Origin of the sequence: Pseudomonas lundensis (genome assembly GCF_002269125.1) — a bacterium.
GTDB classification, from domain to species: domain Bacteria; phylum Pseudomonadota; class Gammaproteobacteria; order Pseudomonadales; family Pseudomonadaceae; genus Aquipseudomonas; species Aquipseudomonas lundensis_A.
In genome coordinates, this window is the sequence record NZ_NQKI01000004.1 from 43,418 (window position 1) to 68,832 (window position 25,415).

27 protein-coding genes are annotated in these 25,415 nt (G+C 59.3%); 1 reads left to right on the forward strand and 26 read right to left on the reverse strand.

The window, feature by feature from the left end; all coding sequences use genetic code 11:
• The first annotated feature begins 25 nt into the window (after positions 1–25).
• Entirely contained in the window at positions 26–1,168 is a 1,143-nt protein-coding gene (locus tag CJF39_RS04110) for an RHS repeat-associated core domain-containing protein (protein ID WP_094992273.1), read from the forward strand.
• A gap of 17 nt (positions 1,169–1,185) precedes the next feature.
• Here the strand turns inward: CJF39_RS04110 and flhB are convergent, their stop codons facing one another.
• The 26 genes from flhB to CJF39_RS04240 form a co-directional block, all read right to left on the reverse strand.
• The gene (gene flhB, locus CJF39_RS04115) at positions 1,186–2,322 is read right to left on the reverse strand and encodes a flagellar biosynthesis protein FlhB (RefSeq protein WP_094992274.1); all 1,137 of its coding nucleotides are present in this window, start codon (positions 2,320–2,322) and stop codon (positions 1,186–1,188) included.
• A 2-nt stretch (positions 2,323–2,324) separates the two neighbouring features.
• Complete coding sequence (gene fliR, locus CJF39_RS04120) at positions 2,325–3,107, reverse strand: flagellar biosynthetic protein FliR (RefSeq protein ID WP_094992275.1); 783 nt, start codon at positions 3,105–3,107, stop codon at positions 2,325–2,327.
• Positions 3,108–3,377, reverse strand: a complete 270-nt coding sequence (fliQ, locus tag CJF39_RS04125; protein WP_094992276.1) for a flagellar biosynthesis protein FliQ — start codon at positions 3,375–3,377, stop codon at positions 3,108–3,110.
• A 24-nt stretch (positions 3,378–3,401) separates the two neighbouring features.
• Positions 3,402–4,145, reverse strand: a complete 744-nt coding sequence (gene fliP / locus CJF39_RS04130; protein ID WP_094992277.1) for a flagellar type III secretion system pore protein FliP — start codon at positions 4,143–4,145, stop codon at positions 3,402–3,404.
• Positions 4,145–4,585 carry a flagellar biosynthetic protein FliO gene (gene fliO / locus CJF39_RS04135; protein WP_094992278.1) on the reverse strand — a complete coding sequence of 147 codons (441 nt, stop codon included), beginning with the start codon at positions 4,583–4,585 and terminating at the stop codon, positions 4,145–4,147. Before fliO ends, fliP begins: the two co-directional genes overlap by 1 nt.
• On the reverse strand, positions 4,586–5,053 hold the full coding sequence (fliN, locus tag CJF39_RS04140; protein ID WP_094992279.1) for a flagellar motor switch protein FliN: 468 nt from the start codon (positions 5,051–5,053) through the stop codon (positions 4,586–4,588).
• Between the two features lie 56 nt (positions 5,054–5,109).
• A complete protein-coding gene (gene fliM / locus CJF39_RS04145; RefSeq protein ID WP_047275940.1) occupies positions 5,110–6,078 on the reverse strand; it encodes a flagellar motor switch protein FliM in 969 nt (322 codons plus the stop codon).
• Positions 6,079–6,087: 9 nt separating this feature from the next.
• Positions 6,088–6,579 carry a flagellar basal body-associated protein FliL gene (gene fliL, locus CJF39_RS04150; protein WP_094992280.1) on the reverse strand — a complete coding sequence of 164 codons (492 nt, stop codon included), beginning with the start codon at positions 6,577–6,579 and terminating at the stop codon, positions 6,088–6,090.
• Positions 6,580–6,777: 198 nt separating this feature from the next.
• Positions 6,778–8,121: a flagellar hook-length control protein FliK gene (locus CJF39_RS04155; protein WP_094992281.1), complete on the reverse strand. Its 1,344-nt coding sequence runs from the start codon at positions 8,119–8,121 to the stop codon at positions 6,778–6,780.
• A 77-nt stretch (positions 8,122–8,198) separates the two neighbouring features.
• Positions 8,199–8,561 (reverse strand): Hpt domain-containing protein, encoded by a 363-nt coding sequence (locus CJF39_RS04160; RefSeq protein ID WP_094992282.1) that lies wholly within the window; start codon positions 8,559–8,561, stop codon positions 8,199–8,201.
• A 30-nt stretch (positions 8,562–8,591) separates the two neighbouring features.
• Positions 8,592–10,307: an ATP-binding SpoIIE family protein phosphatase gene (locus tag CJF39_RS04165; RefSeq protein WP_094992283.1), complete on the reverse strand. Its 1,716-nt coding sequence runs from the start codon at positions 10,305–10,307 to the stop codon at positions 8,592–8,594.
• Entirely contained in the window at positions 10,304–10,609 is a 306-nt protein-coding gene (locus tag CJF39_RS04170; RefSeq protein WP_094992284.1) for an STAS domain-containing protein, read from the reverse strand. The genes CJF39_RS04165 and CJF39_RS04170 overlap by 4 nt, the downstream gene beginning before the upstream one ends.
• Before the next feature lie 86 nt (positions 10,610–10,695).
• Entirely contained in the window at positions 10,696–11,148 is a 453-nt protein-coding gene (fliJ, locus tag CJF39_RS04175) for a flagellar export protein FliJ (protein WP_094992285.1), read from the reverse strand.
• Positions 11,149–11,154: 6 nt separating this feature from the next.
• Positions 11,155–12,513 carry a flagellar protein export ATPase FliI gene (fliI, locus tag CJF39_RS04180; protein WP_094992286.1) on the reverse strand — a complete coding sequence of 453 codons (1,359 nt, stop codon included), beginning with the start codon at positions 12,511–12,513 and terminating at the stop codon, positions 11,155–11,157.
• Positions 12,503–13,276, reverse strand: coding sequence for a flagellar assembly protein FliH (fliH, locus tag CJF39_RS04185; RefSeq protein WP_094992287.1), 774 nt, complete (start codon positions 13,274–13,276; stop codon positions 12,503–12,505). The genes fliI and fliH overlap by 11 nt, the downstream gene beginning before the upstream one ends.
• Complete coding sequence (gene fliG / locus CJF39_RS04190) at positions 13,277–14,299, reverse strand: flagellar motor switch protein FliG (protein WP_047275955.1); 1,023 nt, start codon at positions 14,297–14,299, stop codon at positions 13,277–13,279. It abuts the gene before it with no gap.
• Complete coding sequence (gene fliF, locus CJF39_RS04195; RefSeq protein WP_094992288.1) at positions 14,292–16,085, reverse strand: flagellar basal-body MS-ring/collar protein FliF; 1,794 nt, start codon at positions 16,083–16,085, stop codon at positions 14,292–14,294. The genes fliG and fliF overlap by 8 nt, the downstream gene beginning before the upstream one ends.
• Positions 16,086–16,100: 15 nt before the next feature.
• On the reverse strand, positions 16,101–16,433 hold the full coding sequence (gene fliE, locus CJF39_RS04200) for a flagellar hook-basal body complex protein FliE (RefSeq protein WP_094992289.1): 333 nt from the start codon (positions 16,431–16,433) through the stop codon (positions 16,101–16,103).
• A 166-nt stretch (positions 16,434–16,599) separates the two neighbouring features.
• Entirely contained in the window at positions 16,600–18,003 is a 1,404-nt protein-coding gene (locus CJF39_RS04205) for a sigma-54-dependent transcriptional regulator (RefSeq protein ID WP_094992388.1), read from the reverse strand.
• Positions 18,004–18,008: 5 nt separating this feature from the next.
• Positions 18,009–19,193 carry a sensor histidine kinase gene (locus tag CJF39_RS04210; RefSeq protein WP_169963524.1) on the reverse strand — a complete coding sequence of 395 codons (1,185 nt, stop codon included), beginning with the start codon at positions 19,191–19,193 and terminating at the stop codon, positions 18,009–18,011.
• Positions 19,194–19,353: 160 nt separating this feature from the next.
• Positions 19,354–20,829, reverse strand: coding sequence for a sigma-54 dependent transcriptional regulator (locus CJF39_RS04215; RefSeq protein WP_094992291.1), 1,476 nt, complete (start codon positions 20,827–20,829; stop codon positions 19,354–19,356).
• A 177-nt stretch (positions 20,830–21,006) separates the two neighbouring features.
• Positions 21,007–21,300 carry a flagellar protein FliT gene (locus tag CJF39_RS04220; RefSeq protein WP_094992292.1) on the reverse strand — a complete coding sequence of 98 codons (294 nt, stop codon included), beginning with the start codon at positions 21,298–21,300 and terminating at the stop codon, positions 21,007–21,009.
• A gap of 24 nt (positions 21,301–21,324) precedes the next feature.
• On the reverse strand, positions 21,325–21,714 hold the full coding sequence (gene fliS / locus CJF39_RS04225; protein WP_048375740.1) for a flagellar export chaperone FliS: 390 nt from the start codon (positions 21,712–21,714) through the stop codon (positions 21,325–21,327).
• 98 nt (positions 21,715–21,812) lie between these two features.
• The gene (gene fliD, locus CJF39_RS04230; RefSeq protein ID WP_094992293.1) at positions 21,813–23,168 is read right to left on the reverse strand and encodes a flagellar filament capping protein FliD; all 1,356 of its coding nucleotides are present in this window, start codon (positions 23,166–23,168) and stop codon (positions 21,813–21,815) included.
• A gap of 81 nt (positions 23,169–23,249) precedes the next feature.
• Entirely contained in the window at positions 23,250–23,603 is a 354-nt protein-coding gene (locus CJF39_RS04235) for a flagellar protein FlaG (RefSeq protein WP_094992294.1), read from the reverse strand.
• A 72-nt stretch (positions 23,604–23,675) separates the two neighbouring features.
• Positions 23,676–25,397, reverse strand: a complete 1,722-nt coding sequence (locus CJF39_RS04240) for a flagellin (protein WP_094992295.1) — start codon at positions 25,395–25,397, stop codon at positions 23,676–23,678.
• Positions 25,398–25,415: the final 18 nt, after the last annotated feature.

The window sequence follows — 25,415 nt, forward strand, 5'->3', positions numbered from 1 at the left end:
TTCCTCAACGCGCGCGAGCACTTCAATGAAAAAGTCACTGCTGTGCAGTTATCACTACGACCCGCTTGATCGGCTGACGGGGCTACTGCCCCATCCACAGGCGACACGCCAACGCTTTTATCGGCAAAACCGGCTCGCCACGCAGATCCAGGGCGACGTGCGGCACGCCATCCTGCAGCACGGCGACCAGTTGCTTGCGCAACAGCGCAGTGATTCAACATCAACCGCCAGCACCCTGCTCGCCACCGACACGCAGCACTCCGTGCTGCATACGGTGGGCAGTTCAGAACAACGGGCAATGGCTTATTCACCCTATGGTCACCATCCAACAGCAGGCGCCAATGAGCATCTATTGGCATTTAACGGTGAATGCGCAGACCCTGTGACCGGGAATTATTTATTGGGCAACGGGTATCGGGCGTTTAATCCCGTGTTGATGCGCTTTAACAGCCCCGACAGTTGGAGTCCGTTTGGTAAGGGCGGGATCAATTGCTACAGCTACTGCTTGAATAATCCGATCAACTATCGAGACCCGTCAGGGCACTTTATTGCCTCCGGGAATACCCTCTTGGCTGTCCAGGGTATTTCTTCATCGATGGGAGGCATAGCCCTTGCTCTCAGTAGCCCTGCCCGCACAAGCGGCCCAGCGCTGGCCGCTTATTTTAGCGGGGCGCTTGGGGTGCTGTATGGCGGCGTTGCAGCCAGATTGCCGGGAACACGATTTGGCGCAATCATGGCTGGCACCAGCGCGACGCTCGGTGCTATCTCCATGACGACGGGTGCACGTGCGAGCCGCCAAGGTTTTCGTGGGCTGTCAAGTCGGGCCTCACTCAGCTCACTGGACGAAATGGAAGGGGCCTTAAATGATTCAAGCAGATTTATACCTAACCGCAATTTCGAACCTTCTCCGCCCTATCTACCCCCCCGCCCTGGCTTTCAATTTTCGTCCCAACACAGTCGACAATCATCGCTTCCTACGTTTGAGAGTTTGCCGCTTGAAATACAGCGCGGGCCTCGTGGCAAAGTCCCTGAGTACACCCCCATCAGCCAGGCACAGGAAGTGACAACACCTCGAAAAGTGACAGTCAGAATAAATAACTTACCTGAAGTCCATAGATACACGGAAGTTGCGGAGACCGGCGCGAGGATTAGAGAGACTCAACTCTAGACCCGCAGAAAAACACGTCACTCATCGCGCCGTAAATCCGGCGGGATGGGCAGGTCGTTGAGCGGATCAGGCCGCTTGCCCTTGCCCGCCTGATGCTGGCGGATCTGGTAGACGTACGCCAGCACTTGGGCCACGGCCAGGTACAAGCCGGCGGGGATTTCCTGGTCCAGCTCGGTGGAGTAGTAGATCGAACGCGCCAGCGCCGGGGACTCGAGCAGCAGAATGTCGTGCTTGGCGCCGATTTCACGGATTTTTAGCGCCAGAAAGTCGCTGCCTTTGGCCAATAGCATCGGCGCAGCGCCTTTCTCGGGGTCGTATTTGAGGGCAACGGCGAAGTGGGTCGGGTTGGTGATGATCACATCCGCATCCGGGATGGCGCTCATCATGCGCCGCTGGCTCATCTCGCGCTGGGTCTGGCGGATCCGTTGTTTGACTTCCGGGCGCCCTTCCTGGTCCTTGTGTTCGTCGCGCACTTCCTGCTTGGTCATGAGCAATTTTTTGTGGCTTTCCCACAGCTGCACGGGCACGTCCACGGCGGCAATCAGGATTAACCCGCAGGCCATCCACAACGCACTCCACGCCACCACTTGCAGGCTGTGGATCACCGCCAGTTCCAGCGGTTCATGGGCGATGCGCTGCAAGTCGTCGATGTCGGCCTTAAGCACCAACAAGGCCACGATCAGAATGATGAAGAATTTGGCCAGCGCTTTGAGCAGTTCAACCAGCGCCTTGGCCGAGAACATGCGTTTGATCCCCGCTGCGGGGTTCATACGGCTGAATTTGGGCGCCAGGCTGCCCGCCGCGAATAACCAGCCCCCCAGCGCAATCGGCCCCACCAGCGCGGCAATCAGCAGGGTGATAAGCACAGGTTGCAGCGCAATCAGCGCGATCTTGCCCGAATGCAGCAGGAAGGCGCCCATGGAGTCCGGGTTGAGCAACACTTCGCGGCTGATGCTGAAGTTGTAGCGCATGATTTCCATCATGTCCTGCGCCAGCGCGCCACCAAAGATGATCAGACCGATTGAACCGGCGAGCATGATGGCCAGCGTATTCAGCTCTTTGGAGCGTGCGATTTCGCCCTTTTCCCTGGAGTCCTTTTTTCGTTTCTCCGTGGGGTCTTCTGTTTTGTCGGCGCCACTCTCGCTTTCGGCCATGGCTATTTCGCCTGTGCCAGATCACGTAAGAACTGCAAGGCCTCGCTGGCCAGCGGTTGATACTGATTGAGAATGTCCGCCAGGCTGATCCACAGGATCACCATGCCCAGCACCAGCGTCAGCGGAAAGCCGATGGCGAAGATGTTCAACTGCGGTGCCGCCCGGGTCATGACGCCAAAGGCAATGTTGACCACCAGCAGCGCGGTAATCGCCGGCAGCACCAGCATCAGGGCGGCGCCCAACACCCAGCCCAGTTTGCCGACCACTTCCCAAAAATGCAGGGTCAATAAACCGCCACCGACCGGCAACGTGGTAAAGCTTTCGGTGAGCACTTCGAACACCACCAGATGCCCGTTCATGGACAGGAACAGCAACGTCACCAGCATGGTGAAAAACTGCCCGATCACCGCCACATTGACCCCGTTGGCCGGGTCGACCATGGACGCAAAGCCCATGCCCATCTGGATGGCGACGATCTGCCCGGCCACCACGAACGCCTGAAAAAACAGCTGCAACGAAAAACCCATTAACGCGCCGATGATGATTTGCTCGGCAATCAGCATCAGCCCGCTCAGGTCCAGCGGGTTGACGGTGGGCAACGGCGGCAGGCTGGGCATGATGGCCAACGTAATGGCAAGCGACAAAAACAGCTTGATGCGCTTGGGCACCAGCGTCGTGCCAATGATCGGCATGGTGGTCAACAGCGCGCCAACCCGGAACAGCGGCAGCATAAAGCTGGCGACCCAGGTACTGATCTGCGCGTCCGTCAGGGCCAGCAGCGACATTTAGCCGATCAACTGCGGAATGCTGCCGTACAACGACAGGATGTATTCCATAAACGTCTGTACCAGCCACGGCCCGGCCACGATCAGGGTCACGAGCATAACCAGCAAGCGCGGCAGGAAGCTCAGGGTCTGTTCGTTGATTTGCGTAGCGGCCTGAAACATGGCGACCATCAGGCCCACCAGCAAGCTGGGCACCACCAGCACCGCCACCATGATGGTGGTGAGCCACAACGCGCTGCGAAACAGGTCAACCGCGACTTCTGGGGTCATTGCGCCTTACTCCCGGACATGGCGTTACACACCGCCAAAACTGCTGGCCAGCGTGCCGATAATCAGCGCCCAGCCATCCACCAGTACAAACAGCATGATTTTGAACGGCAACGAAATAATCAGCGGCGACAGCATCATCATGCCCATGGCCATCAGCACACTGGCCACCACCAGGTCGATGATCAGGAACGGAATGAAGATCATGAAGCCGATCTGGAACGCGGTTTTCAGTTCCGAGGTAACAAATGCAGGCACCAGGATGGTCAGCGGTGCGGCATCCGGGGTGGCGATGTCGGTCCGCTTGGACAGGCGCATGAACAGCTCAAGGTCGCTGGTGCGGGTCTGCGCCAGCATGAAGTCCTTGATCGGGCCTTCGGCCTTGAGAATCGCGTCCTGCGCCGAAAGCTTTTCAGCAAGGTACGGCTGCAAGGCGTTTTCGTTAATTTTGTCGAACACCGGCGCCATGATGAACAGGGTCAGAAACAACGCCATGCCGGTCAGGATCTGGTTGGACGGGGTTTGTTGCAGCCCCAACGCCTGACGCAGGATGGAAAACACAATGATGATCCGCGTGAAACTGGTCATCAGCATGACGAACGCCGGGATAAAGCTCAGCGCCGTCATGATCAACAGGATTTGCAGGCTGACCGAATACTCTTGCTGGCCGTCGGCACCCGTGCCCAACGTGATGGCCGGGATCGACAACGGATCGGCACCGAACGCCAACGGCGCGGCCAGCGCCAACAACAGCGCAACGACTAAACGCATTACGGCTTGTCCTTCTGATTGCCCATCAGTTCCATCAGGCGCTTGGCAAATTCCGGCGTGGCGGGTTGCGGGGTGGGCGGCAACGTCACCGGCTCCTTGAGCACATGCAATGGCGTGATGCGACCGGGCGTCAGGCCCAGCAGGATCTGCTCATTGCCCACCTGCACCAGCACCAGGCGATCACGTGCACCCAGCGCACGCGAACTGATGAGTTCAATCACCTGCCCCTGGCGCGGCCCGGCGTGCTGAACCCGACGCAACAGCCAGGCCAGGCCGAAAATCAGGCCTAGCACCAGCAGCAGGCCCAGCACCAGTTGGGTCAATTGACCGCCAATGCCGCTACCGACCACTGGCGCAGCCGCCGCAGTCGCAGTGGCCAGCGGCTCGGCCGCCAGCACGCTGAACGGTAACGCCAGTAAACCGCCGAGTAGCCGCTTCACTTAGCGCAGCTTCTTGATGCGTTCGCTTGGGCTGATCACGTCCGTGAGGCGAATGCCGAACTTTTCGTTCACCACCACCACTTCGCCGTGCGCAATCAGCGTGCCATTGACCAGCACGTCCAGCGGCTCACCCGCCAGACGGTCCAGCTCGATCACCGACCCCTGGTTGAGTTGCAGCAAGTTACGGATGTTGATGTCGGTGCTGCCCACTTCCATGGAGATCGACACCGGAATGTCCAGAATCACGTCCAGGTTGGGGCCGTCCAGCGTAACCGGCTCATTGTTGCGCGGCACGCTGCCGAATTCTTCCATGGGCACGCGGTTGGACGACGGGGCCTTGGCCGCATCGGCCGCCAGCAACGCGTCAATGTCGTGTTGGCCCACATCGCCGGTTTCTTCCAGCGCAGCCGCCCATTCATCGGCCAGAGCCTGATCTTCGGCGGAAGTCATTTCGTGTTCGTCAGCCATCATTTGTCCTCGGCGGGCAGTCAATCAGTTACAGAGCGAATTCTTGAAACCGGCGCTTAGCGCCGGTCGATGGGTTCAACCACTTGCAGGGCGAGATTGCCCTTGTGCGAACCCAGTTTGACCTTGAACGACGGCACGCCATTGGCACGCATGACCAGTTCGTCCTGCAGCTCGATGGGGATCACGTCGCCGGGCTGCATGTGCAGAATGTCCCGCAGACGCAACTGACGACGGGCCACCGTGGCGCTGAGGGGCACACTGACGTCGAGCACGTCTTCACGCAGCGCCTTGCTCCAGCGCTCGTCCTGATCGTCGAGGTCGGACTGGAAACCGGCGTCGAGCATCTCGCGCACCGGTTCGATCATCGAGTACGGCATGGTCACGTGCAGATCGCCGCCACCGCCGTCCAGCTCGATGTGGAAGGTGGAGACCACAATCGCCTCGCTCGGGCCGACGATGTTGGCCATGGCCGGGTTCACTTCCGAGTTGATGTACTCGAAATTGACTTCCATGATCGCCTGCCAGGCTTCTTTCAAGTCGATGAAGGCCTGCTCCAGCACCATGCGCACCACGCGCAACTCGGTCGGCGTGAACTCACGGCCTTCGATCTTGGCGTGACGTCCGTCACCGCCGAAGAAGTTGTCCACCAGCTTGAACACCAACTTGGCATCCAGGATGAACAGCGCCGTGCCGCGCAGCGGCTTGATCTTGACCAGGTTCAAGCTGGTCGGCACGTACAGCGAATGCACGTACTCACCGAACTTCATCACCTGCACCCCGCCCACTGCCACGTCGGCAGAGCGACGCAGCATGTTGAACATGCTGATGCGGGTATAGCGCGCGAAACGCTCGTTGATCATTTCGAGGGTCGGCATGCGCCCGCGAACGATACGGTCCTGACTGGTCAGGTCGTAACTTTTGACGCTGCCGGGTTCGGCAGCCATTTCGGTCTGTACCAGACCGTCATCGACGCCATGCAACAGCGCATCGATCTCATCCTGGGACAGCAGGTCTTGCACGGCCATGTCGTGATCCTACTGCAATACGAAGTTAGTAAAGAGCACCTGATCGATCACCACTTTGCCGAGCTCTTTTTGCGCAACGGCCTGCACACTGGCAGTGGCTTTCTGACGCAACATTTCCTGACCCACCGGCGTGGCGATGCTGTCGAAGGTTTCCCCGGAAAACAGCATCACAAGGTTGTTGCGGATCATGGGCATGTGCACCTTGAGCGCGTCCAGGTCGGCCTGGTTACGGGCTTGCAGGGTCATGCTCACTTGCATATAGCGCTGGCGACCATTGGCGTTGTAGTTGAGCACGAACGCAGGCGCCATCGGCTCGTAGATCGCCGCGACTTTAACGTTCGGGTCGACCACTGCTTCAGGCGTGCTCTGGGCGCTGTGCATGAAATACCAGGTAGCGCCTACCGACAGACCAATCGCCAGCAGCAACGCCACGACGATCAGGATAATCAGCTTGAGTTTGCCTTTCTGGGCGGGGTCTTTCACTGCGTCGCTCTTCGCCATGCCAATAATCCGTCACTATTCGGTTTTCACAGGTGCATGGCTAGGCAAGAGCAAGTGTTATGCCAGAAGTGAGGGTCGGACGGGCATTGTTTAGCTTCAGCGGTGCTGGAGGGCGATAACGCGGCGATAACCGCGCTGTGGGCGACAGCGACGACCGCGTTTACCTGTCGCCATCGCTCAAGGCTGCGAACCTGGTTATCAGGCGTAATAATCCACCGCACTGGAGCCCAGAATCACACTGGGCGCAGCCGCTTCAACGCCCGCCACGGACAGCTCGTCCTGCTCAACGCCGTCCGCTCGCCCACCGTTGGCAGTGCCGTTGGCGCGGTTCTGGCCCTGCTGCTCCTGACCTTGTCCCTGCCAATTACGCGATTGATCCGACACGTTAACGTCAACTTGGCCCATGCCCTGTTGGGCAAACATCTCACGCAAACGGTGCATTTGCCCCTCCAGCGCCTCACGCACGCCCGCGTGACCGCTCATGAAGTTGACCTGCGCCGGCTGGTCGGCGGCAATGTTGACGCGAATGTCCAGTCGCCCAAGCTCGGCGGGCTCCAGTTGAATGTCAGCCGATTTGAGGTTGGCGCTGGACAGGTACATCACCCGGTTGACCACTTCTTCAGACCAGCCGTTCTGGTGCATGGCCAAGGGCTGGTTGACCGGCAAGGCATTGGCCGTTTTAGGCACCGCCGCTTGGGTCAATGCCGCCAGCCGATTGGCGAAGTCATCGACACGGGTGTCGCTGGAAGCGCTTTTCAGGTCTTTGAGGCCATCGTCCACCAACCCCTTGAAGGCTTTTTCGCCGCCCTCGCCCGAGGTGTGTGAATCGGTCTTCGGCTCGATCAGCATGGCAGTGCCGCTGGCCTGCCCCTGGGTTTGGGCAGTCGGGACGGTGTTCTCGGCGGGAGCACTTTTGGCGGGTGCCTGACTGCTGGCGGACACGTGCCCGCCCTGCTCCATGGCCAGGCGCACAGCAGGCAGGTCGTCGAGGGGATCAGCCTCGGGGTCGAAATTGTCATCGGCCACCGGTTGAGGCTGAACCGCAGCCGCCGCAGTGGCGGCCGCTGCCAGTTGCGACGCATCGGCTGGTGGCTGTTGCGGCACTGTTTCAACCGGCATGTCTACCACCGGCGGCGTAACGGGCAACGTCGGCGCGACCGGCGTCAGTGCTGAGGGATCGGTCGATGCCGCGTCGTCGACCGGTTTCGCCACGCTGTCGTCCTGATCAGCAGCGGCGTTGTCCGTGCGCTTGCCGCCAGGCAAGGGTTTGCCGCTATCGGCAACGTTCGCAGGTTTTACGCCATCTTTGTCAGTGCGCAGGTCTGGCTTGGCAGGCGCGTGCGCAGGGTTGTCCCGGGTCGGTTTTGCCACTTTATCGGCTGCATTGAAGGCCGTGCCTTGCGACGCCTTGGCGTACACCTTCGAGAAGGGCTGAGCCCCGTTTTTATTGGGCTCAACGGCAGTCTGGGACGCATTGCCCGCCGCGGCTTTGGACGCAGCGGCGGCAGGTGTCTGAAGAAGCGGGTTGGCGGCAAGCGGCATGTCAGGTCTCCACTGTACGGGCTGGCGTAGGTACAGGTGAGAGATTCAGAGCAAGGTTCGGGCCAGCTTTGCCAGCATCAGTGGGAAACCACGTGCACAGCCCCGCAGCGCTTGCGTTCGGCGCAATACAGCCGGCGCACGGTTTGATATTCATGGTCGATTTTCAGCACCAGCTCTTCGATGCCGACCAAAGGCATTTTTTGCACCCGGGCTTCAAGTTCGCCGCACAACCGCGCCAAACGAATGGCACCCATGTTGCAGCTGCTACCTTTGAAGCTGTGGGCAACCCCCATCAGCTCTGTAGGACCGCGCGCCAGATGCAAGTGTTGCAGACGTTCGTCCGAGTCAGCGATAAAGGTGTCCAGCAGGTCGGCAAACCCACCCTCCATCACGTCGCGTAACGCGTTCACTACGGCTGGGTCCATATGTAAGTCAGACACTTGTTCACTCCTTGATCAAGAATGGGCGGATTATGCCAGAGCCTCCCACGAAAACTCCACGTACGCGCTGCGACCATCGTCTGACCAACGCGCCGCGGGGCACAATTGACGCACCAGACTCACGCCGCGCCCTGACAGGCGCCCTTTGTCCAGTGGACGCGCCAATACCTTGCTGACATCGAATCCTTTTCCGCTGTCTTCAACCTGTATCACTAAACGTCCACCATTGAGCATAGGCTCAACCCGCAGATGCAGCCGGACAAATCCTTCCTTGAGCGCTTCCAGCCGCGCTTCCCGGCTCAGGTAATACTGCGCGAACCCGGCGGCGTTGCGCTTGATTCGAGAGTCAAGGCCCAAAACGCCATGCTCCAGGGCATTGGCGTACAGTTCGGCCAGAACCGCATGGATCACTGCCCCCTGCACACGCAGCCCATGGACCTCCATCAGCAACTGCAGCAGGTAGGGCAACGGGTTGAACTGTTGCAGGGATTGGGCCCTAAACTCAAAGCTGGCCGACCAGTCCAGCGGGCTGCAACGTCCGCTGTCGGCATAGAGAATCGGCGGTATGTTCCAGGGTTGCGGCAGTTGCGACGTGATGTGCACCAGGCTCACGTCATCGCGCTTGTGCCCCTGAAAATCGCGCAGCGCCTGTACCACCTCATCGATCAACCGCGCCGGGTCCTGATTACGGGCAAACACGCGCTCCAGCCCTTGCACGCCAAACAGTTGATCATCAGGCCCCGGGGTGTCGATAACGCCGTCCGAGAGTAAAAACAGCTGGTCGCCCGGCGCCATGGGCAGCACATCGGTGGCGTCATCAAAGGCGTCGGACGTGAGCACGCCCAGCGGCAAATGCCGGGAGGGCAACGGGGTGCGTTCGCCGGTCGCCCGGACCTGCAGATAACCGTCCGGCATGCCGCCATTCCAGAGTTCGACAATGCGCCGCTGGGCACTCACGCAGGCCAGTGTGGCGCAGCAGAACATGTCCACGGGCAGGATGCGTTTGAGCTTGGCATTCATCTCGCGCAGGATTTCCGCCAGGCCATAGCCTTTGGCCGTCATGCTGTAGAACACCTCCGCCAGCGGCATGGCGCCGATTGCGGCAGGCAACCCGTGGCCAGTGAAGTCGCCCAGCAACACGTGGATATCGCCGGTCGGGGTGTAGGCTGCAAGTAATAAATCGCCGTTGAACAAGGCATACGGCGACTGCAAATACTGAATGTTCGGTGCCTTTAAACAGCCAGAGTGCGCCACCCGATCAAACACCGCCTTGGCCACCCGCTGTTCGTTGAGCAGGTATGTGTTGTGCCGAGCGATCAGGTTGCGTTGCTGCAACACGGTGTCCTGCAAACGCCGCATACGGTCCATGACGATGATTTTGGCGGCCAGCACCTGCGGGTTATAAGGCTTGATCAGCACATCGTCGCCCCCCGCTTCCAGCGCCCGGGTCAACGCGTCGGTGTGCTCAAGCGAGGTCAGGAAAATGATCGGTACCAGCGTCTCACCCGCTAGCGCCTTAATCTGCCGGGTGGCTTCAAAGCCGTCCATGACCGGCATCAGCGCGTCCATCAGCACCATTTGCGGGCGCTGCTCGGCAAACAGCGTCACGGCTTCGGCGCCATTGGCTGCCAGCAGCACGCGATGCCCCTGTTTGCCGACAATGCGCGAAAGCAGCAACCGGTCGACCGCACTGTCTTCTGCGATCAGCAGGGTGAGCGGCTGGAGATCAGATTCTGGCCCTTTCAACTGATATCAAACAGCTTGTCAAAGTTGGAGATGGCGAAAATTTTGCGCACGTCAGGATTGCAATTGACGATACGCACATCCGACTCATCGCCCCCCGCATGGTCACGCAACAGCAACAGCATGCCCAGCGCGGAACTGTCGACGTAAGTCGTGTCTTTGAGGTCAACCACGTACTGATCAGGCGTGTGCTCCAGCCGTTCGTAGGCATCCCTGAAATCATGATGCCTGCCGAAATCAAAACGACCCTTGATCGCTAACGTCAGTTTTTTACCATCCGGAGTGAGTTCAGCTGTCACAGCCATGCGCACGCATCCTTATCTGAGGTCAAGTGCCCAGAACTATAGACGTCGATGACAATTTCACATCCCCTGACGGGAATCCGGCGGGCTTAAAGCGTGTCGCGGCGCGGCAGGCGCTGGGACAGTTCGTCCATCAGCTTTTGTTCGCGCTTGTCTTCCAGCTGCCGCGCTTCGTCGGCGTAGCGCTGCACCAGTTTGCGCAAACCTTCGACCCGCGCGTAGGCCTGCTGCCAGGTTTCGCGGGCTTTATTGAGGTTGTTTTCGTGCCAGACCAAACTCTGGCGCTGCTGGGAAACGGCGGTTTCAAGCTGGTTGAGAAAGTATTGGTAACTGCGCAGCCATTGGCCCGAAACACCCTGACTGCCACGGTCGACCCATTGCGACTGGTATTCGGCGCGGAAGTTTTCCAAGTCGCCCAACTTGCTGTTGGCCAGGTTCACCTGCCCCTGAAAATGACCGAGGCGCTGCGCCGCGGCTTTTTCAGCGCTTTCGGCCATGTCCACCACTGGCGCCAGACGCGCCGCTCTTCCACCGCTGGCCATAGGGGATTAGCCGCCCGGCGCCGGGGCAAAAATGGTCCCCAGATGGCCACTGCTTTCGCCCAGGCTGATGTTGTCGTTCAACCCCTGGCGCAGGTACGCCACCATCGCCGGTTGCAGGGCAATCGCGGTGTCGGTTTCGCGATCACCGCCCGGCACGTAGGCGCCAACGCTGATCAAGTCCCGCGCCTGCTGGAAGCGCGACCACAGCTGCTTGAATTGCTGCGCACGGCGCATGTGTTCTTCACTGACCACCGAAGGCATGACCCGGCTGATGGACGCCTCAATATCGATGGCCGGGTAATGGCCCTCTTCGGCCAGCCGCCGGGACAATACGATGTGGCCGTCGAGCACACCCCGCGCCGAGTCGGCAATCGGGTCTTGCTGGTCATCCCCCTCGGACAGCACCGTGTAGAACGCAGTGATCGACCCGCCGCCCGCTTCGGCGTTACCCGCCCGTTCCACCAGCTTTGGAAGTTTGGCGAACACCGAAGGCGGATAGCCCTTGGTCGCGGGCGGCTCGCCGATCGCCAAGGCGATTTCCCGTTGCGCCTGGGCGAAACGGGTCAGCGAATCCATCAGTAAGAGGACGTTTTTACCTTTGTCGCGAAAGTATTCGGCAATCCGCGTGCAATACATGGCGGCGCGCATCCGCATCAAGGGCGCGTCATCCGCCGGGGATGCAACCACCACCGAGCGCTTGAGGCCTTCTTCACCGAGGATGTGCTCAATGAACTCCTTTACTTCGCGGCCCCGCTCCCCGATCAGCCCCACCACCACGATGTCGGCCTCGGTAAAGCGGGTCATCATGCCCAGCAGCACACTCTTGCCCACGCCCGTACCGGCGAACAGGCCCAGGCGCTGGCCACGGCCGACCGTCAATAAACCGTTGATGCTGCGGATGCCCACGTCCAGCGGCACGCTGATCGGGTTGCGTTTGAGCGGGTTGATGGTGGGGCCGTCCATTGGCACCCAGTCTTCGGCTTTCATCCCGCCTTTGCCGTCCAGCGCCCGCCCGGCGCCATCCAGCACGCGGCCGAGCATGCTCATGCCCATGGGCAAACGCCCGGTGTCTGCCAGTGGCACCACCCGGGCACCCGGCGCAATGCCCGCAACGCTGCCCACCGGCATAAGGAAAATTTTGCTGCCCGAGAAGCCCATCACTTCGGCTTCGACTTCCACCGGATGAAAGCTGTCGTCGTTGATGACCAGGCAACGACTGCCCATGGCGGCGCGCAAGCCTTCGGCCTCAAGGGTCAGGCCGACCATGCGCAGCAAGCGGCCTTCGACAATCGGCTGGCCGGGCAAGGTGATGGCCGGCGAATACGTGCTCAGGCGCTTGGCAAAACTGGTGCGTTTAAGGTGCATCAGGCGCGTCCAGGTCGACGTCAATGTCCGGCGCAGACGGGTGCAGCGCCTGTTCGTGCAATTGATCAAACAACTGGCTCATGGCCTGTTTGATACGGGTTTCGATGCTGGCATCGATCCGGCTGTGTTCAGTTTCGACGCGGCAACCGCCCGGCTGCAAGGTGTCGTCTTCGAGGATCCGCCACGCGGCGTCATGCCGCTCGCGCAGTGCTTTGACCTGGTCAAAATCCTGCGGGTTGATGAACAGGCGAATGTTGTCAGCCCCCATTGGCAACAATTTGAGGCTTTCGCGCAGGACCTGCTCAATCTGGCTGGAGTCGGTTTTCAGCTCGCGCTGGATCACCAGACGCGTCATGTGCTCGACTAGCCCCACCATGGCCTTTTCAAGTTGCACGTCCTGCTCGGCCAGCGGCGCAAACAGGCTGGCCATCAGACGCTCAAGGCTTGAAACCTTGGCATTCAAAGCCACTTCGGCTTCCTGGCGGACCTTGAGCTGCGTGCTGTGAAACCCTTCTTTTTCGCCCGTGGCGAAGCCCTCGTTGTAGGCCTCCTGACGGATACTCTCGAGCTCTTCGAGGGTCAGTGGCTGGACTTCATCCAGCGGCACTTCTTCGCTCTCGACCGGCAGTTCTTCGACCGGTTCGGGCTCGGGTTCCGGCGCTTCGCGAAACGGGTCAAAGCTGGGCAATGACCACACGTCAAAACCGCCGACATCGCGGGCACGAATCACATCACTGGGCGACTCACCCTTGGCATTGCTCACTTAGATCATCTCTTCGCCGCCCTTCCCGCCGAGAACGATTTCTCCGGCTTCGGCCATACGGCGGGCAATGGTGAGGATTTCTTTCTGCGCCGTTTCGACGTCGCTGACACGCACCGGGCCTTTGGCTTCGAGGTCGTCGCGCAGCAGTTCGGACGCACGCTTGGACATGTTCTTGAAGATTTTTTCCTGAACGTTGTCGTCCGAGCCTTTGAGCGCCAGTACCAGCACGTCCGAGGACACTTCGCGCAACAGCGCCTGAATGCCACGGTCGTCGACATCGGCCAGGTTGTTGAACACGAACATGAGGTCTTCGATCTGACCGGACAGGTCTTCGTCGATTTCGCGAATCGAGTCCATCAGCTGACCTTCGGTCGAGCTGTCGAGGAAGTTCATGATGTCGGCCGCACGCTTGATCCCGCCCAAGGTGGTACGGGCGGCATTGGAGTTGCCGGAGAATTGCTTCTCGAGAATCTGGTTCAGCTCTTTAAGGGCGGCAGGCTGCACGGTATTGAGGGACGAGACGCGCAGGATGATGTCCAGCCGCGCCTTGTGGTCAAAGTGGCCAAGCACTTCGCCTGCCTGGTCGGGGTCGAGGTACGCCACCACAATGGCCTGGATTTGCGGGTGCTCGAAGCGGATGACGTCCGCCACTGCGCGCGGCTCCATCCATTTCAGGCTGTCCAGGCCACTGGTGTTGCCCCCCAACAGGATGCGGTCGATCAGGCCATTGGCCTTGTCTTCGCCCAGTGCCGAGGTCAGCATTTTACGGATGTAGCTGTCAGAGCCAACGCCAAGGCTGGTCTGGTCGCCGACAATCTCGACGAACTCGCTCATCACCTGCTCAACCTGCTCACGGTGCACGTTGCGCATTTGCGCCATCGCCACACCCACGCGCTGGACTTCTTTAGGCCCCATGTGCCGCAGCACCTGGGCCGCGTCAGTTTCACCCAGGGACAGCAGCAGGATCGCGGCTTTGTCGACCCGGGTCAGCTTGAGGTTGGTGGCGGCTCGGTTGTCACTCATCAGCGTTGATCCACTCTTTCACGACCTGAGCCACGCGGCCCGGGTCTTCTGCTACCAGACTTTTGATTGCGTTCAACTGAGCGTCATACCCTTCGCTCGGGCTAGGCAACAGAATACTTTGTGGGCCACCCAGGCTGACGCGGTCGTTGGCCAACTCGCCATCCAGACCGCCAATGCCACCCAGACCGCCCAGCTCGGCATCACTGCCAAGCGCCATTTGTTTGTTGCGGCCGTGACCGGTGATGTTGTTGAGCACCGGGCGCAGCACGCCGAACACCAGCACCAGAATGAACAGCACGCCCAACACTTGCTTGACGACGTCCCAGAACCAGGGCTGCGAGTAGAACGGGATGTCGGCAATCACTTCGCCACGCTCGGCGGAGAACGGCACGTTGATCACGCTCACGCTGTCGCCACGGCTGGCATCAAAGCCCACGGCGTCTTGCACCAGACGCGTGAAACGCGCCAGTTGATCGGTGTTCCACGGCTCACGGGTGACGTCGCCGGTGGCCGGGTCAACCTTGACCTGATCGTCCACCACCACCGCGACCGACAGGCGATTGACTCGACCCTGCTGCTGCTTGGTGTGGCTGATGGAGCGATCCAGCTCAAAGTTTTTGGTCGATTGCGAACGCTTGTCGGCCGGGTATGGCGCCAGCATCGGCTGGCCCGTGGCCGGGTCCATGATTTGCTGACCGTTGGCGTCCAGCAGCGGCTGCCCCGGCTGCACCATGCCTGCGGCGGCGGTTGCCTGACCGGTTTGTTGCGGCGCCGAAGCAGGCGCTGGCGGCTGGTTGCTCAATGCGCCCGGCACACCTTGCGGGCCATTGCTGGCGGTGCGTTGTTCATTGGTGGACTGCTCGCTGCGCAACGCCGGTTGGTCCGGGTTGAACTGCTCGGACGTCGACTCGACGGCGCTGAAATCCACGTCGGCAGACACTTCCGCCTTGTAGCGGTCATTGCCCAATACCGGTTGCAGGATGTTGTGCACGCGCTGTGTGAGCATGCTTTCCATGCGGCGGCTGTAGTCGAACTGCTTGCCAGCCATGGTCAGTTCGGAGTTTTCCGCCTGATCCGACAGCAAGTTGCCCTTCTGGTCGACAACGGTGATTTGCGACTTGGTCAACTCCGGGACACTGGTGGCCACCAGATTGATAATCGCCAGCACCTGACCCGGCTCCAGCGAGCGGCCCGAGTACAGCTCAACCAGTACCGAGGCGCTGGGCTTGCGTTCGTCGCGTACAAACACCGAGCTTTTCGGAATGGCCAGGTGCACGCGGGCACCCTTGACGTTGTTCAGGCTGGAAATGGTGCGCGCCAGCTCGCCTTCAAGGCCACGGCGATAACGCGTCGCTTCCATGAACTGGCTGGTGCCCAGGCCCTGATCCTTGTCCAGAATCTCGAAGCCGATGTTGCTGTCCGTCGGTGACACACCCGCAGCTGCCAGCTTCAGGCGGGCACGGGCGATGTCATCGGCCTTGACCAGCAAGGCGCCGGAGTTGGGCTCGACGGTGTAGGGGATGTCGGCGGTGGCCAGGGTCTCCATGACCTGTTTGGCATCCATACCGGCCAGGCTGCCGTACAGCGGCCGGTAATCGGGCTGTTGCGACCACAGCACCACGGCAAAACCAATCGCCACGCTCGCCGCCAGGCCGACCATCAGGCCGACCTGACGCAGCATGGTCATCTCGGAAAGGTTTTCCAGAAAAGACAGCCCGAACAGCGGCGGCTTGCTTTCTGTAGAGCCCGCTTTAGCCGGGACGTTATCAGCGACTGCTTCTGCCATGACCTAATATCGTCCTTAAACCGGCATCTGCATGATGTCTTGGTACGCCTGAACCAGCTTGTTGCGTACTTGGGTCAATGCCTGAAAAGAAACACTGGCTTTCTGCGATGCAATCATCACGTCAGTCAGGTCAACACCGCTCTTGCCGATTTCAAACGCATTCGACAACTGGGTCGATGCCTGCTGGGTTTCGCTGACCTTGTTGATCGCGTTGCCGAGCATGTCGGAGAAGCTGGGCGCACCCATTTCAGCCGGCGCTTGCACAGCCGATTTAGGCTGGGCCATGGCGTCCATTTGCATGGCCCGCATGTCCAACATCATTCGATTAAATTCAATACCTTGGCTCATGGACTACTGTCTCCGACGGCCCGCAATTTTTTGACACTCACACAGCATCTACTGAGGTGTTAGCAACAAGGGTGCCAGTTATTTATTGATCTGGAACAAATAGCGTTACAAATGGTCGCAGACGGATGAGTGGCGCCCGAGCCGCTGCCGTGACAAGCGTCAGCTATTAAGGGGTGGCGAACAGGTACGCTTCGACATCCATGCCCGCATCGCGCATTTGCGCCAACTTGTAGCGCAAAGTGCGCGGACTGATCCCCAAACGCTCGGCGGCCTCTTTGCGGCGACCGCGTTCGGCGCGCAAGGTGTCAATAATCATCTGAAACTCGCGGCGACGCAGGTCATCGCCCAACGCGCCCGCCGACTCTAGCGGCTCCACGCCCAAGGCTTCGACAGGCGCCGACAATCTGGCGCCACCGGCAGCTGACAACGGCGCACAAGCCACAGGCCCCGACAGACAAAAATCCGCCGCCTCGATCAGCCCGCTCTGCTGCAGGATCAATGCGCGCTGAATAGCGTTGTCCAGTTCACGCACATTCCCCGGCCAGCCATAGTGGGTCAGGCACGCCTGCGCGTCAGGCGAAAAACGCACGGCGGTGTGCTTCATTTTGCTGATGTGCTTGGCCAACAACCGCTCAGCCAGCGGCAGAATGTCGGCAGTGCGCTCGCGCAGCGGGCGCCAAGCCAGTGGAAACACTGAAAGCCGGTAGTACAAATCTTCACGAAACCGCCCCGCCGCCACTTCGCCCGCCAGATCGCGGTTAGTGGTGGCCACGACGCGAATATCCAGCGCAATTGGCTTGCGCCCGCCCACCCGCTCGACCTCACGTTCCTGCAGCACCCGCAACAGCTTGGCCTGCAAGCCCAAGGGCATTTCGGAAATTTCGTCCAACAGCAGGGTGCCGCCGTCCGCTTGTTCAAACTTGCCCGCCTGGGCCGCAATCGCACCGGTGAAAGAGCCCTTTTCGTGGCCGAACAACGTCGCTTCCAGCATGTTGTCCGGAATCGCCGCACAGTTGATTGCGACAAAGGGCTGATCCACCCGACGGGAATGCTGATGAATGTAACGCGCCAACACTTCTTTGCCGGTACCGGATTCACCCGAGATCAGCACCGTGGAATCGCTGCGCGCCACGCGGGCAGCCAATTCCAGCAACTGCACGCTGGCCGGCTCGATGGCCACCGGGCCTTGGGCTTCGGCCGCGCCCAAACTGCCCAGCGCATGGCGCGCCACCAGGTCCAGCAATGCCTTGGGCTCGAACGGCTTGACCAGATAATCCGCTGCGCCTTGGCGCATGGCGTCCACCGCCCGTTCAACCGCGCCATGGGCGGTCATCAACAACACCGGCAATTGGGGTTGCTGCGCCCGTAGCAGGCCGAGCAATTCATGACCGTCCATGCCCGGCATGTTGACGTCGCTAACCACCAGACTGAAGGCTTCGCGCGAAACGGCTTGTAGCGCTTCTTCGGCAGAACCCACCGCCTTAAAGCCATGACCGGCCAGCAGCAAGGTGTCTGACAACGCTTCACGCAAGGCCCGATCGTCTTCCACCAGCAGCACGTTGATGCGCATCACCATCAGTTCGCCTCCCCAGCGCCAGTGATCAGCGGCAAGCTGAGCAGCGCACAGGTGCCACGCCCCAGGCGAGAATGCAGTTGCAACTCGCCGTGATGCGCGCGCACCACGGCCTTGACCACGGCCAGCCCCAGACCGGTGCCCGTGGCTTTGGTGGTGAAAAACGGCTCCCCCAAACGGCTCAGCACGCGAGGTTCGATACCGCTGCCGCTGTCACTCACGCAAAGGCGCAGGGTGTTATGGCGGGCGTACACATGCACCTTGAGTCGCACCTGCGCGGTGCCCGCCTGGAGCGCATTTTCAATCAGGTTCAGCAGCGCACCGACCAACGTGTCGCGATTGCAAAGCACTTCGCCATCATGGATGTCGCACTGCCAGCGCATTGCAACGCCTTCCACATGGGGCTGCGCGGCGGCTTGCAGGGACTGCATCAGCGCCTTGGGTGTGACGCGATCTGTCAGGGGCAATTCACCGCGGGCGAACACCAGCATGTCCCGGACCTGATGCTCCAATTCATGCAGACGCTCTTTAAGGCGCCCGGCGAAGCGTTGCTGGGTCTCGACCGGCAGCTGTTGCTCAGTCAAATGGCTGGCGTAGATCAACGCCGCCGACAACGGGGTGCGGATCTGATGCGCCAGCGATGCGACCATGCGGCCCAACGAGGACAGGCGCTCATGGCGCGCCAATTGGTCTTGCAGGCGACGGGTTTCTGTCAGGTCGTTGAGCAAGACCAGTTGACCCGGCTCGGCATCCAGCGAGCGGGTGGAAATCGACAAGCGCCGACCGTCAATCAGGGAGATTTCGTGACCATCGTCTTCGCGAGGCGCAAAGCAGCGTGCGATGACATGCCGCCAGAGTTCGCCTTCCAGCGGCAGCCCCAGCAGTTCACAGGCAGCCGGGTTGGCTTCGCGCACACGGCCACGGTCGTCGATCACGATAACGCCGCCCGGCAGCAGGTCCAACAGGTGTTGCAGGCGATTGGCCAGCCGCTCCTTTTCCGCCAGCTCGGCCATGCGCTGGGCGCTGACCACAGCCAACTCGCCCTTGAGCTCGGTCACCCGGGCTTCCAGCAAGCTGTAGGAATCGGTTAGTTGAGTCGACATCTGACTGAACAGCGAGAACGCCTGCTCGAGCCCTTCCCGACTGGCCTGCTCAACTGCGTTCAAGGGCTGAGCGGCGAGAGACATGGCTTGCCCTGCGAGATCAGGGACGGAGGACTGCTGGGCGGACTGAGGCATGGGACTTTCTCGCGTGGCTGACCGTCATTAAACGGTTCGTTAGCAGAGACTTAGCAATACCCGTGCCTAAAAAAAAGGACTTAAAAATCAGCAGGTTAAAAAACAGGCGTCAATCATCCGCCTGTTCTTCGCCTTCACGACGGCTCATGCCGTACTTGCGCATCTTTTCCACCAAGGTGGTGCGACGGATTCGCAGACGCTCAGCGGCACGGGCCACGATGCCATTGGCGTCGTCCAGCGCTTGCTGAATCAGCCCTTGCTCAAGGCCGCCGAGGTAGTCCTTAAGGTCCAGCCCTTCTGGCGGCAGCATGGCGGTGGCCGTGAAATCCGGTGTGGCATTGTTGATGGCCACGCGCTCTTCCATGTCGCTGCGCAGGCTGTCGACCAGTTGCTCGTCTTCATCATCCACGTAGCGAAATTTCTTGGGTAACTCAGCGACACCGATCACCCCGTACGGGTGCATGATCGCCATGCGCTCCACCAGGTTGGCCAGTTCACGCACGTTCCCCGGCCAGCCGTGGCGGCATAAAGACATGATGGCGGCTGAATTGAAGCGGATAGACCCGCGCTTTTCGTGCTCCATGCGCGAGATCAACTCGTTCATCAGCAACGGAATGTCTTCAACGCGTTCGCGCAAGGGGGCCATTTCAATCGGGAACACGTTCAGGCGGTAGTACAAGTCTTCGCGGAAGGCGCCGACTTCAATCATGCTTTCGAGGTTTTTGTGGGTCGCCGCAATGATGCGCACGTCGGCACACTGGGTCTTGTTGCTGCCCACGCGCTCAAACGTGCGTTCCTGCAACACACGCAGCAGTTTGACCTGCATCGGCAGGGGCATGTCGCCGATCTCGTCCAGGAACAGCGTGCCGCCATTGGCCAGCTCAAAACGCCCGGCGCGGCTGGTGATGGCGCCGGTGAATGCGCCCTTCTCGTGGCCGAACAGTTCGCTTTCGAGCAGCTCAGCGGGAATCGCCCCGCAGTTGACTGGCACAAACGGCGCGTCACGGCGCTTGGAATGGTAATGCAGGTTACGCGCAACCACTTCCTTGCCGGTGCCGGACTCACCAAGGATCAGGACGCTGGCGTCGGTGTCGGCCACTTGCTGCATCATCTGGCGCACGTGCTGAATTGCACGGCTGGTGCCTACGAGGCTGCGGAATAAATTGGGTTCACGGTGCCGACCGCGCTCGCGGGCCTGGTCATACATCTCGCGATAGACCTGGGCACGGTGCAGCGAATCGAGCAATTTGCTGTAGCTGGGGGGCATTTCGAGGCTGGACAACACGCGGCGGCGCTGGTCTTCGGGCAGGTCAACCGAAGAAATTTCACCCAAAAGCAAAATTGGAAGGAACTCATCCCACGTAGCGAGTGTCTTAAGCAAGCTCGCAGTCCCGCCTGCAATACTCACGTTGCCTACAAGCACGCAGAGCACTTCACGGCTGGACGCCAGGGAACCGACAGCCTGCTGCCAATCGTTACTCGCGGCAGTTAAATTTTCTTCACCCAGAAAATTTAAAATCACCGCCAGGTCGCGGCGACGGACGCTATCGTCATCGATTAGCAGAATCTTGGTTTCACGCCACATGCAATAGCAACTTCCCTAGTCAACTCAATGCCCTGATTGAGGGGCAAGGTAGACGCCTTGACCCGTTTGGATATTTAAGACGACTGAAATCAGAAAACAGCACTAGTTAAGTCAAAAAATTGTATGCAGTCAATTTTATGGCGCTCAAAACACGCTTAACCACAAAATTTTTAGGTCTTAACCAAATAGATGGTAAACCTTTGAAGCACTTTTTGCTTGGTTGATCTGCGCCATCTGGTTAACCACGAGCTGACGCTCCCCTGTCGCGGCTTCCAGCAGCATGCGATACACCACCAGCAAGCCCTCAAGATTCTCGCGTAGCACGGCTTCGTCTACCGGCTTTTCGTCCAGCACGTGCTCAACACAATCCCGACAAGCGGTATCCAGCTCGCCAATGGCTTCCCAGTTACGCTCGGCCAGGGCATCGATCAGCGCATCACGGGTTTGTTGAATTCGTTGCAGTTGGCTCATGATGCACTCCTCGGACCGGCAGGCTTATTCTGGCGCGATTGCATCCCAACCACTTTTCACAGTGATCAGCAGGCGGGCGACTTCGTCGATCAGTTCTGGATCGTTTTTGGCATTGGCCAGGGTCAATTGTTTGGTCATGTATTCGTACAGACTGTCCAATTGACGCAGCGCTTCCTTGTCATCGGTATTCTCTTCACGCAGGCCCGCACGCAAGCCGGTGATGATGTCGATGGTCTTGGTTATCAGCAGGGCCTTCTGAGCAATATCACCTCGCGCCATGGCACCTTTGGCTTGAGCCATGCGCTCCAGAGCACCTTCCATCAGCATCTGAATCAACCGGTGCGGGCTGGCCTCGGAGATTTGAGCGTGGGAATTGACCTTCTGGTACTGACGAAGGGCGCGCATCGGGTTCATGTTTCTACCTCGTAACAGATGACCGGCAAAAATAGGGTGACTTACTACTTGTTTCGACCGGGCCCGTCAAAACTTTAACCGGCCCTGCCCTGCCCGCCTTAGCTCGACTTCGGATTATTCAGCGAGTTCAGCGTGGTCATGATGCTGGAGCTGCTGGCATTGAGCTGGGCCACCAGGGTGTCCATGGCGTTGTATTTGGCCGACAGCGAAGTTTGCAGGCTCTCGATACGGCGGTCCAGCTCAGCTTGCTGGGTCGTCAGATCGGTCAGTTTGTTGTTCAGGTCGGTGGTGCGCTGCGCCAGTGTGCCGGCTGTACCAACATAGGACGCGGTCGATTTGATCATGCGCGAAATCAGACCCGCGTCGCCCGTGAACACTTTGGCAATATTGGTTGCGCCACTCTGCGTGGCGACCGCTTTGGTCCACGCCTTGTCATCCAGAGTCAGCAGGCCCGTTTTAGAGTCCGTGCTGATGCCCATTTGCGACAACCCGCCGCCACTGCTGTTGAGCAGTTCATTGCGCAAGCTAGAGACCAACTGACGCATGGAAGCATCACCCGTCAGGGCGCCCGATTTCGTAGTTGCCGCATCGCCGGTCGCCGTGACTTTGGTTTGGGTATTGATCGCAGTCATCAGCGTGTTGTACGCCGAGACGAAGCTTTGAACCGAGATTTTCAATGTATCGGTGTTGGCACCCACGGTAATCGTTGTGGCAGCCTTATCCCCCACCAACAGCTCCAGCGTCACCCCGCTGATGGCAGAATCGACCTTGTTGCTATTTGATTCCATCTCCAGACCGTCGATGGTGAACTTGGCATTTTGCGGAGCAATTAGAGTGGTTGCACCCTTGGACAGATCCGAGTCACCACTCAAGGTTATATCGGTACCCTCGCCCATCGTTGAGGACGTCAGCACCAGTCGCGAACCCGACGCATCTGTCAGAACGTTGGCACTGATCCCTTTAGAGCCCAGTTGCGTGTTAATGGCTTCACGCATTTCTTTAAGGGTTGCGCCGCCGGGGACGTTGACGTTGTAGTCAACGCCCGACTGAGAGATGGTCAGCGTGGTAGCTTCGTCGGTTGTGTTGACGATGGATGAGGCGCCATCGGTATACACCGGACTGCTCACCTTGGAAGCAGTGGCTAACTGCTCTACCACCAAATCGTATTTACCGGTCGACGCGGTGGCGTCAATCGTCACCTTGGACTTTTTATCGTCCGAACTCGAACCCGCCATGCCGCTAAAGCTGGAGGGATCCTTGAGCTTGTCGATGGCCGTACGATAAGCCTCCAGCGCACTCTTCACTGTTCCTAATGAGGACAGCTGGATAGTCGTGTTGGTTTGTTGGGCAGTGATTTGCGCCTGCTTGGGTGCCTTTTCGGCAGCCACCAGAGCCTTGACGATGGATTGTGTATCAACCCCCGAACCGACGCCGCTTATCGTTGAACTGGCCATCTTTTTATCTCCTTTTCGTTGGCTGCCGTTTTATTGGCTAACTGCACCTTCTCGGCAGACAACAACAAAATTCATGCCACCTCAGGCATTTGTCTGAAATAACAAGCTACCGGCATCGCTCAGGCTTTGAGCCAGCTTCAATGCGGTTTCTGAGGGGAGTTGACGTATCACTTCACCACTGTGCGTGGCGATTACCTTGACCACGACCACACCGGTGGAGTCGTCAATGGAAAAATCCAGCTGGCGCTGGGTGGACTGCACGAACTCACGAATGTCGTTGACGGCCTTTTCCAGGTCTTCGCGCTTGGGCGCTGGCGCAGGGGTCACTGCGTCTTGAACCGTGGACGGGGCGGCAGGAGCCGGAGTCGATGCCGTAGCAGCTTGTTGAGCAACAGTGGCGGTGTAAGCCGCGTTCAGCTTGACGCTCATGTCCATGTCATCACCTCAACACTGAAAAAACGAAAGGGCACGTAAACGCGCCCTTCCGTTATTGACCAAGCGCCGTGATTACTGAAGCAGTTTCAGTACGGAGGATGGCAATTGGTTAGCCTGAGACAGGATCGCAGTGGAAGCCTGTTGCAGGGTTTGCTGCTTGGTCAGCTCAGCGGTTTCAGCGGCGAAGTCGGCGTCTTCTACGCGGCCTTTGGCTGCAGCGGAGTTCTGCGCGATGCTTTGCAGGTTGGACACGGTGCTTGCGAAACGGTTTTGTACAGCACCCAGCTGCGAACGCTGGCTGTCGATCTGCTGCATTGCGCCGTCCAGAGCCTGAATTGCTTGCTGGGCAGAAGCTGCAGACAGAACGCTCAGATCGGCAACAGTGGTTTCCATGGTGGTGGCAGATTTAGTGCCAGCCGTAGAAACATCTTTCAGACCCAGTGCAGCCAAGCCAGTGCCCGCGCTACCGTCTTTAACAGTGATGTCTTTGTCAGCGAACAGCTTCAGGGTGCCGTCAGCATTCTTGCTGGCCGTTACACCGGTGCTGGCGCTGTTGATCGAAGCAACGATCGCGTCAGAGGTGTCACCTTTTTTGAACTTGACCTCAACGCCATTCAGTTCGATCGAAGTGTCAGCAGTCAGCTTGGCTTGCGAAGTACCGGCAGACAGACCCAACTGCGACAGCGAACCGCTTGCGGTGTTAGCCAGCTTGATGTCTTTACCGTCACCCGAGGTCAGAGTTACACGACCATCCTTGAAGGAAGCAGTAGCGCCGGTACCGGCTTCAGCAGCCAACTTATCAATAACAGTTTTAATGCTGTCAGCAGCACCCCACTTGACTTCAGTGCCGTTAACACTGACACCGCCATCCGAGCCCATAAGGGTTGCATCAGTAACCGCAACAGCCTTGACAGGGGTAGCAGCTGGCGCAGCGATCAGGCCAGTCTCAGCCAGAGCACCTGGCGGTGTACCGTCTTCAATAGTGAAGTCAGACTTAGAGGTCAGAGTCATTTTGCCAGTTGCGGCGTCAACAGAGGCAGTAACACCTGTTGTACCCGAAACCTTGTTGATATCAGCAGCAGTGGCAACACCACTGGCAGCGGCACCTGTAGCCCCCGTCAGAGTGATTTCAGTGCCATTGATGGAGATTTTCCCAGCCGCAGTTACGTCACCTGGTGGCGTAGCCGACGTGGTCGCTTTCATACCACCGATGTTCGAACCTACAGCAGTAGCGCTCAGGCCCGACATGGCCGTGCCGTCAACCGACGCTTCGCTGTAAGTACCTTTCAGGCCAGTGGCGCTGATGTCGGTCATGCCGAACGAGATGGTCTGGTTGGCGTCAGCACCGATCTGGAAAGCCACGTTGCTGAACGAGCCGTCCAGCAGGTTACGACCACCGAAGGTAGTGGTGTTGGCGGTACGGGTCAGCTCGCCCACTTTAGCGGTGAATTCTTGCTGCAGGGACACACGGTCAGCGTCGCTTTTATCACCGTTCGCCGCTTGCAGAGCCAGCTCACGCAGACGTTGCAGGGTGTTGGTGGACTCTTGCATCGCGCCCTCAGCGGTCTGAGCAATCGAGACGCCGTTGTTGGCGTTGGCGATGGCTACGTTCAGACCTTTCACCTGGTTGCCCAGACGGTTGGCGATTTGCATGCCGGCAGCGTCATCTTTGGCGCTGTTGATTTTCAGGCCGGAAGACAGGCGGTTCATCGAGGTGCTGAGAGCGTCGGAAGCCTTGTTGAGGTTCTTCTGAACACCCAGCGACGTGATGTTGGTATTTACTGATAAAGCCATGACGAATTCCTCGTGGGT

Bases quoted from the DNA above. Each gene is read 5' to 3' on its own strand.
- CJF39_RS04215 (WP_094992291.1), bottom strand. From the start codon at position 20,829: ATGTGGCGTGAAACCAAGATTCTGCTAATCGATGACGATAGCGTCCGT.
- CJF39_RS04220 (WP_094992292.1), bottom strand. From the start codon at position 21,300: ATGAGCCAACTGCAACGAATTCAACAAACCCGTGATGCGCTGATCGAT.
- fliD (WP_094992293.1), bottom strand. From the start codon at position 23,168: ATGGCCAGTTCAACGATAAGCGGCGTCGGTTCGGGGGTTGATACACAA.
- fliQ (WP_094992276.1), bottom strand. From the start codon at position 3,377: ATGACCCCAGAAGTCGCGGTTGACCTGTTTCGCAGCGCGTTGTGGCTC.
- CJF39_RS04155 (WP_094992281.1), bottom strand. From the start codon at position 8,121: ATGCCGCTTGCCGCCAACCCGCTTCTTCAGACACCTGCCGCCGCTGCG.
- fliI (WP_094992286.1), bottom strand. From the start codon at position 12,513: ATGCACCTTAAACGCACCAGTTTTGCCAAGCGCCTGAGCACGTATTCG.
- fliF (WP_094992288.1), bottom strand. From the start codon at position 16,085: ATGGCAGAAGCAGTCGCTGATAACGTCCCGGCTAAAGCGGGCTCTACA.
- fliS (WP_048375740.1), bottom strand. From the start codon at position 21,714: ATGAACCCGATGCGCGCCCTTCGTCAGTACCAGAAGGTCAATTCCCAC.
- fliJ (WP_094992285.1), bottom strand. From the start codon at position 11,148: ATGGCCAGCGGTGGAAGAGCGGCGCGTCTGGCGCCAGTGGTGGACATG.
- fliR (WP_094992275.1), bottom strand. From the start codon at position 3,107: ATGTCGCTGCTGGCCCTGACGGACGCGCAGATCAGTACCTGGGTCGCC.
- fliG (WP_047275955.1), bottom strand. From the start codon at position 14,299: ATGAGTGACAACCGAGCCGCCACCAACCTCAAGCTGACCCGGGTCGAC.
- CJF39_RS04170 (WP_094992284.1), bottom strand. From the start codon at position 10,609: ATGGCTGTGACAGCTGAACTCACTCCGGATGGTAAAAAACTGACGTTA.
- fliP (WP_094992277.1), bottom strand. From the start codon at position 4,145: ATGCGTTTAGTCGTTGCGCTGTTGTTGGCGCTGGCCGCGCCGTTGGCG.
- CJF39_RS04235 (WP_094992294.1), bottom strand. From the start codon at position 23,603: ATGGACATGAGCGTCAAGCTGAACGCGGCTTACACCGCCACTGTTGCT.
- flhB (WP_094992274.1), bottom strand. From the start codon at position 2,322: ATGGCCGAAAGCGAGAGTGGCGCCGACAAAACAGAAGACCCCACGGAG.
- CJF39_RS04210 (WP_169963524.1), bottom strand. From the start codon at position 19,193: ATGTCTCTCGCCGCTCAGCCCTTGAACGCAGTTGAGCAGGCCAGTCGG.
- fliM (WP_047275940.1), bottom strand. From the start codon at position 6,078: ATGGCCGTGCAAGACCTGCTGTCCCAGGATGAGATCGATGCGCTGTTG.
- CJF39_RS04240 (WP_094992295.1), bottom strand. From the start codon at position 25,397: ATGGCTTTATCAGTAAATACCAACATCACGTCGCTGGGTGTTCAGAAG.
- CJF39_RS04110 (WP_094992273.1), top strand. From the start codon at position 26: ATGAAAAAGTCACTGCTGTGCAGTTATCACTACGACCCGCTTGATCGG.
- fliE (WP_094992289.1), bottom strand. From the start codon at position 16,433: ATGAGCCAAGGTATTGAATTTAATCGAATGATGTTGGACATGCGGGCC.
- fliN (WP_094992279.1), bottom strand. From the start codon at position 5,053: ATGGCTGACGAACACGAAATGACTTCCGCCGAAGATCAGGCTCTGGCC.
- CJF39_RS04205 (WP_094992388.1), bottom strand. From the start codon at position 18,003: ATGCGCATCAACGTGCTGCTGGTGGAAGACGATCGGGCCTTGCGTGAA.
- fliL (WP_094992280.1), bottom strand. From the start codon at position 6,579: ATGGCGAAGAGCGACGCAGTGAAAGACCCCGCCCAGAAAGGCAAACTC.